6 protein-coding genes are annotated in these 6,132 nt (G+C 65.5%); 2 read left to right on the top strand and 4 right to left on the bottom strand.

Annotated features, from left to right (window positions below):
• Window positions 1–718: 718 nt before the first annotated feature.
• The gene (locus HV701_RS17220) at window positions 719–1,057 is read left to right on the top strand and encodes a P-II family nitrogen regulator (protein ID WP_006218735.1); all 339 of its coding nucleotides are present in this window, start codon (window positions 719–721) and stop codon (window positions 1,055–1,057) included.
• 31 nt (window positions 1,058–1,088) lie between these two features.
• Window positions 1,089–2,327, top strand: coding sequence for an ammonium transporter (gene amt / locus HV701_RS17215; protein ID WP_175134232.1), 1,239 nt, complete (start codon window positions 1,089–1,091; stop codon window positions 2,325–2,327).
• Window positions 2,328–2,502: 175 nt separating this feature from the next.
• On the opposite strand, the gene ptsP is transcribed toward amt, so the two are convergent.
• From ptsP to gshB, 4 genes are all read right to left on the bottom strand, one after another.
• Window positions 2,503–4,209 carry a phosphoenolpyruvate--protein phosphotransferase gene (gene ptsP, locus HV701_RS17210; protein WP_276529852.1) on the bottom strand — a complete coding sequence of 569 codons (1,707 nt, stop codon included), beginning with the start codon at window positions 4,207–4,209 and terminating at the stop codon, window positions 2,503–2,505.
• A 109-nt stretch (window positions 4,210–4,318) separates the two neighbouring features.
• Window positions 4,319–4,588 carry an HPr family phosphocarrier protein gene (locus tag HV701_RS17205; RefSeq protein WP_175134231.1) on the bottom strand — a complete coding sequence of 90 codons (270 nt, stop codon included), beginning with the start codon at window positions 4,586–4,588 and terminating at the stop codon, window positions 4,319–4,321.
• Between the two features lie 109 nt (window positions 4,589–4,697).
• Window positions 4,698–5,099 carry a PTS sugar transporter subunit IIA gene (locus HV701_RS17200; RefSeq protein ID WP_054432359.1) on the bottom strand — a complete coding sequence of 134 codons (402 nt, stop codon included), beginning with the start codon at window positions 5,097–5,099 and terminating at the stop codon, window positions 4,698–4,700.
• A 16-nt stretch (window positions 5,100–5,115) separates the two neighbouring features.
• A complete protein-coding gene (gshB, locus tag HV701_RS17195; protein ID WP_175134230.1) occupies window positions 5,116–6,108 on the bottom strand; it encodes a glutathione synthase in 993 nt (330 codons plus the stop codon).
• Between the last annotated feature and the right edge of the window lie 24 nt (window positions 6,109–6,132).

Below are 6,132 nucleotides of genomic sequence, written 5' to 3'. Positions count from 1 at the left end.
GTCACAGCCGCGGGCGGCGTGCTGGCCGCCGGCGGGGCAGCCGGCGGCGTAGCGGAGGGCGCCGGCGTGGACGATGCCGCGGGCGGCGCCACCGCCTCATCGCTCTTGTTGCAGCCGGCCAGCGCGGCGGCCAGCGCCAGCATGATGCAGGCCTTGGCTTGGATCGTCCTCATGCCTCTATCCTTTATTGGTTCTTGGTATTCAGAGAGCCGCGGCGCCAGATCCCAATTGCCGCAACCCGACCAGGCCCGCATACCGCAATGAACTGGACTTGATTCTTCTTCAGCCCACCGTTCGCAACAAGCTCATCCGTGTAAACCCTCGTATCACGCCCCGCCCCCGTTTTACGCCCTGCTCCGACGCATCTGCCGGCTACCGGTCACATCGATATCTGGCACGCGAAGCCCGGCCCGCAACGCTCGGCGGCCGGCGGCCTGTGCCCGGACGCCAGCCGCGTCAACGCCAGCAAGCGTGCCGACATGCGGGCAGGCCGGCATCAACTCGCAACAAATGGCGGCGGCAAAACATATCCCGTTGCATTCCTCACCACAACCGCGCCATGCACCGCATTGATGCTGACTCCTGGTGCATGACGCACTATATTGGTGCAATCAGGCACAACCAAAGCGCCTGCCCGCCCGCCTTCCGGGCGTCACACCATATGGCATGGAATTTGCTTGATGGACGATGCCAACGTGCAACCATGAGAGGAAATGCCATGAAACTCATCATCGCCATCATCAAGCCCTTCAAGCTCGACGAAGTGCGGGTGGCTCTATCCGGGATCGGCGTCCAGGGCCTCACCGTTACCGAAGTGAAGGGATTCGGGCGCCAGAAGGGCCATACCGAGCTCTATCGCGGCGCCGAATACGCCGTCGACTTCCTGCCGAAACTGCGTGTCGAGGCCGCCGTGCCCGACCACCTTGTCGACCAGGTCATCGAAGCCATTGAGCAAGCCGCCCGCACCGGCAAGATCGGTGACGGCAAGATCTTCGCCGCCCCCCTTGAACAAGTGATCCGTATCCGGACTGGCGAAGCCGGCGAAGCTGCGCTGTAGACAAATAAGAAAGACTCATTGGAGCCTGAAAATGGATAAAGCAGATATCTCCTGGTTGCTCGTCTCTACCCTCCTCGTATTGATGATGGCCGTACCCGGTCTGGCGATGTTCTATGGCGGCCTGGTACGCAGCAAGAATGTGCTGTCGGTGCTGCTGCAAGTAATGTGCACGTTCGTGCTGGGCCTGGTCCTCTGGTTCATCTACGGTTATTCCCTCGCCTTCACCGAAGGCAACGCGTTCTTCGGCGGCCTCTCGCGTGCGTTCTTCTCCGGGATGTTCAATCCGGCCGATGGCAAGTACGCCATGTCGAACTCGCTGACCGAACTGCTGTTCGCCTCGTTCCAGGCCACGTTCGCCGGCATCACCTGCGCGCTGATCGTGGGCAGCTTCGCCGAGCGCGCCCGCTTCTCGGCGGTGCTGGTGTTCACGGTGATCTGGTTCACGTTCGCCTACGTGCCGATCGCGCACATGGTCTGGTTCGCTTCGGAAACGGCGCCCGGCCTGCTCAACGCCAAGGGCGCGCTGGACTTCGCCGGCGGCACCGTGGTGCACATCAATGCCGGCGTCGCCGGCCTGGTGGGCGCGTATGTGATCGGCAAGCGCGTCGGCTATGGCCGTGAAGCGATGCAGCCGCACAACCTGCCGATGACGTTTGTCGGCGCCGCGCTGCTGTGGGTCGGCTGGTTCGGCTTCAACGCCGGCTCCGCGCTGGCCGCCAACGAAAACGCCACCCTGGCCTTCTTCAACACCATGATCGCCACGGCTGGCGCCGTGCTGGCCTGGCTGTTCACCGAATGGGCCATCAAGGGCAAGCCCTCGATGCTGGGTGCCGCCTCCGGCGCCGTTGCCGGCCTGGTCGGCATCACCCCCGCGGCCGGCCTGGTCGGCCCGGTTGGCGCGCTCATCATCGGCGTGATTGCCGGCGTGGTCTGCGTGTGGGGCGTCAATGGCCTGAAGCGCCTGCTCCGTGCGGATGACGCGCTGGACGTGTTCGGCGTGCACGGCGTGGGCGGCATCGTCGGCGCCCTGCTGACCGGCGTCTTCAACGCCCAGGTACTGGGCGGCCCCGGCCTGGCCGAACCTGGCATGATCATGGGCCAGTTGTGGGTGCAGCTCGAAGGCGTGCTGCTGACCATCGTCTGGTCGGGCGTGGTCGCCTGGATCGCCTACAAGATCGCCAACGCCCTGTGCGGCCTGCGCGTGCCGGAAGACCAGGAACGCGAAGGGCTGGACGTCACCAGCCACGGCGAATCGGCCTACCACAGCTAATTCCGCCTCGCGCCACGGCGCGGACGGCAACAGCAAGCCCCCTGCCAGCCAGGGGGCTTTTTTTTCGGCCCGCTGGCGGCCAAGCGCCCGGGCCCGCCCTGCTCGCCCCAGAAAAAACCCGGCGCGTGCGCCGGGTTCTTGATGCGGGGCACGGCCTCGCGGGCCGCCGCCCGGGTCACAGGTCCAGGGTATCCAGATCCACCGGCAAGGCCCGGTTCAGGGCGCTGGCGACCTTCACGCGCAACGCATTGGAATGGGCGCGGCGCACCTCCCGCTTGACGTCCAGCAGCTGCTGCGGGTGCATCGAGAATTCGGTCAACCCCAAGCCCAGCAGCAAACGCGTCATGCGCGAATCGCCGGCCATTTCGCCGCACACGGCTACCGGTTTGCCCGCTCTTTCGCCCGCGTTGATGGTGTGGGCAATCAACCGCAGCACCGCCGGATGCAAGGGGTCATAGAGCGACGCCACGTCATGGTCGCCGCGGTCAATGGCCAGCGTGTACTGGATCAGGTCGTTGGTGCCGATCGAGAGAAAATCCAGCGCCTGCGCGAAGGGTTCGATGGCGATGGCGATGGCCGGCACCTCGACCATGGCGCCCACTTCCATGTGCGCCGCGTAGGGCTGGCCGCGCGCATCCAGTTCGCGCCGCGCCGACTCGATGGCCGCCCGCGTCGCCACCACCTCGTGCATGTGCGCGATCATCGGGATCAGCAGCCGCACCGGCCCGTGGGCCGACGCCCGCAGAATGGCGCGCAACTGCGTCGCGAACATCTCCGGACGCGCCAGGCAATAGCGGATGGCGCGCTGGCCCAGCGCCGGATTGGTGGCCACGGTAGCCTCGCCATCCAGCGTCTTGTCCGAGCCGATGTCCAACGTGCGGATGGTGACCGGACGGCCCGCCATCACCTTCACGACGGACGAGTAGGCCTCGTACTGCTCTTCTTCGCCCGGCAGATCCGGGCGCCCCATGAACAGGAACTCGCTGCGGAACAGGCCAATGCCGTGCGCTCCCGAGGCCAGCGCCAGCGCCGCTTCTTCCGGCAGTTCGATGTTGGCATGCAGGACGATGTCGATGCCATCCAGCGTGACGGAAGGCTCATCGCGCAACAGACTCAGTTCGGCGCGCTCGTCGGCATAGTCGGCCTGGCGACGGCGGTATTCCTGCATGATGCGTTTCGACGGATTGACCACCACCGCGCCAGCGGCGCCATCGATGATCAGCATGTCGCCGTCGCGCACCAACTCGCGCACATTGCCCATGGCCACCACGGCGGGCACCCCCATGCTGCGCGCCACGATGGCGGTATGCGAGGTCGGCCCGCCCAGGTCGGTGACGAAGGCGGCGAAGCGTCCGCCGCGCAGGCGCAGCATGTCGGCTGGCGAAATGTCATGCGCCACCACCACCAGCGCCTCGTCGCCGCCCATGTGCGACATGTCCGGCAGGATCACGGACGTGCCCGACAGCACATGCAGCACCCGCTCGATCACCTGGCGCACATCGGCGCCGCGTTCGCGCAGGTACTCGTCTTCCATGGCGTCGAACTGCTGGCCCAGGATCTGGCCCTGCGTGGTCAGCGCCCATTCGGCGTTGTAGTGCCGCTCGGCAATCAGCGCCAGCGTCTGTTCGGCCAACAGCGGATCGCCCAGCAACAGGCTGTGCACATTCAGCATGGCGCCCAGCTCGCGCGGCGCATCGGCCGGCAGGGTATCGGCCAATTGCAGCAGTTCCTGCTGGGCCGAGGCCAGCGCCTCGGTCAGGCGGCGGCTTTCGGCCGGCACGTCCTCGGGCGATATGCGGTAGTGCGCCACTTCCAGCGCCGCCGCCCCCATGACCACCGCGCGGCCGATGGCGTAGCCGCGCGCCACACCCTTGCCGTACAAACAAATAACGGGGCTGGCAGAGCCAGCCCCGTCATGCGTATCGACCGCGGTAGCGCCCGCGGACATGCCGGCCCGGACAATGTCCGGGCCGGCGGATTCGGAAGCGCTGCTATTCCTGTTCACCGAATTTGCTATCGAACAGAGTTTCAATTTCGGAGAGCGCCTGTTCGGCATCGTTGCCGGAGGCCTCCAGTTTGACCGTCACGCCCAACCCGGCGGCCAGCATCATGACCCCCATGATGCTCTTGGCATTGACACGCTGCGCGCCCCGGGAGATGAAGATCTCGCTGGAGAACTTGCTGGCAAGTTGCGTCAGTTTGGCGGCCGCCCGCGCATGCAAACCCAATTTATTGCTGATGACAATGTCTTTATTAGGCATAGGAATTATGATGACCGCGGCATCACACCGCAGTTGGTGATTGCAGCAAATTGTCCAAGCGCTCGTCGGCTTGAAATATTAGCCGAAATATAGGACAAATTCCTGCCCGTCAGTCTACCCGCAATACCCCTTGCACCCCGCCCGCGAGCGCCTTCTCGCGTGTCTCGGCCAACGAGAGATTCCGGTAGGTCAGCGCGCGCAGCAGCATGGGGGTGTTCAGGCCCGCCAGTACGCAGCACTGGATACCCTGCGCCTGCGCGTCGGCCACGGCCCGCTTGGAGATATTCGCGGGCGTGGCACCGATCAGGTCGGTCAGCACCAGCACCCCGCCGCCGTGATCCTGCTCAAGGATGTCCTTGAGCACGGCCGGAGCCAGATCGTCGGGCCGGTCCTCGGGCTGAATGTCGTGGATTGCCAACATGCCGTCAAGGTTACCCATGACGTGGCTGGCGCACTCGCGCATCGCCGCGCCCAGGGGCGCGTGCACCACAATGACGATACCCGTGGTCATGGCTGGTTCCGGCGATTCAGGCGGCGGCCGCGGCATCGGCGGCCGTCATGGCCCCGGTGGCCACGGCCTCTTCCAGCGCCTGGACGAACATGCCGGCGACGTCGAAACCGGTCTGCTCGGCGATCTCCACGAAACAGGTGGGGCTGGTGACGTTGACCTCGGTGACGTAGTCGCCGATGACATCCAGGCCGACCAGCAGCAGGCCGCGCTCGGCCAGCTTGGGCGCGACGGCCTCAGCGATCTCGCGGTCGCGCGGCGACAGCTCCTGCGCCACGCCCCGGCCACCAGCGGCCAGGTTGCCGCGGGTTTCGCCGGCCAGCGGGATGCGCGCCAGCGAATACGGGACCGGCTCGCCGCCGATCAACAGGATGCGCTTGTCACCCTTGACGATCTCGGGAATGTAACGCTGCGCCATGATGGTGCGCGCGCCGTTGTCGGTGAGCGTTTCCAGGATGGCGTTCAGGTTCGGGTCCTTGGGCTGCAGGCGGAACACGCCAGTGCCGCCCATGCCGTCCAGCGGCTTGACGATGACGTCGTGGTGCTTGTCGTGAAAGGCCTTCAGGCGCGCCATGTTGCGCGTCACCAGCGTCGGCGCGGTGAACTCGCTGATCTCGGTGATGGCCAGCTTTTCGGGATGGTTGCGGATCGCCGCACCGCCGTTGAACACCTTGGCGCCCTGCGCTTGGGCGTATTCGAGCAGGTGGGTGGAATACACGTATTCCATGTCGAAAGGCGGGTCTTTACGCATCACCACCGCGCCGAAATCGGCCAGCGGCAGGTCCTGGGAGGCAGACTCGCGCCACCAGTCGTGGCCGTGCAGGTCGGCGCCTTCCACCAGCTCGATGGGCGTGGTGACAGCCTTGACCGTGCCGGCCTCGATGTAAAGATCGCCCTGCATGGCCACACTGAGCGTATGGCCGCGCACCACCAGGGCACGCATCATGGCGACAGAACTGTCCTTGTACGCCTTCAAGAGCGGCAAGGGATCCAAAACGAACAAAACATGCATCGCGACACCCCGAACGTACGCCGC

Origin of the sequence: Achromobacter pulmonis (assembly GCF_902859765.1) — a bacterium.
Taxonomy (GTDB): Bacteria; Pseudomonadota; Gammaproteobacteria; order Burkholderiales; family Burkholderiaceae_B; genus Achromobacter; species Achromobacter pulmonis.
Note: the sequence above shows the minus strand (reverse complement) of the source record. Positions and strands in the feature narration are given on the sequence as shown.

Excerpts from the sequence above, each read along its gene's own strand:
- amt (WP_175134232.1), top strand. The coding sequence starts at position 1,089 with ATGGATAAAGCAGATATCTCCTGGTTGCTCGTCTCTACCCTCCTCGTA.
- HV701_RS17200 (WP_054432359.1), bottom strand. The coding sequence starts at position 5,099 with ATGACCACGGGTATCGTCATTGTGGTGCACGCGCCCCTGGGCGCGGCG.
- HV701_RS17205 (WP_175134231.1), bottom strand. The coding sequence starts at position 4,588 with ATGCCTAATAAAGACATTGTCATCAGCAATAAATTGGGTTTGCATGCG.
- gshB (WP_175134230.1), bottom strand. The coding sequence starts at position 6,108 with ATGCATGTTTTGTTCGTTTTGGATCCCTTGCCGCTCTTGAAGGCGTAC.
- HV701_RS17220 (WP_006218735.1), top strand. The coding sequence starts at position 719 with ATGAAACTCATCATCGCCATCATCAAGCCCTTCAAGCTCGACGAAGTG.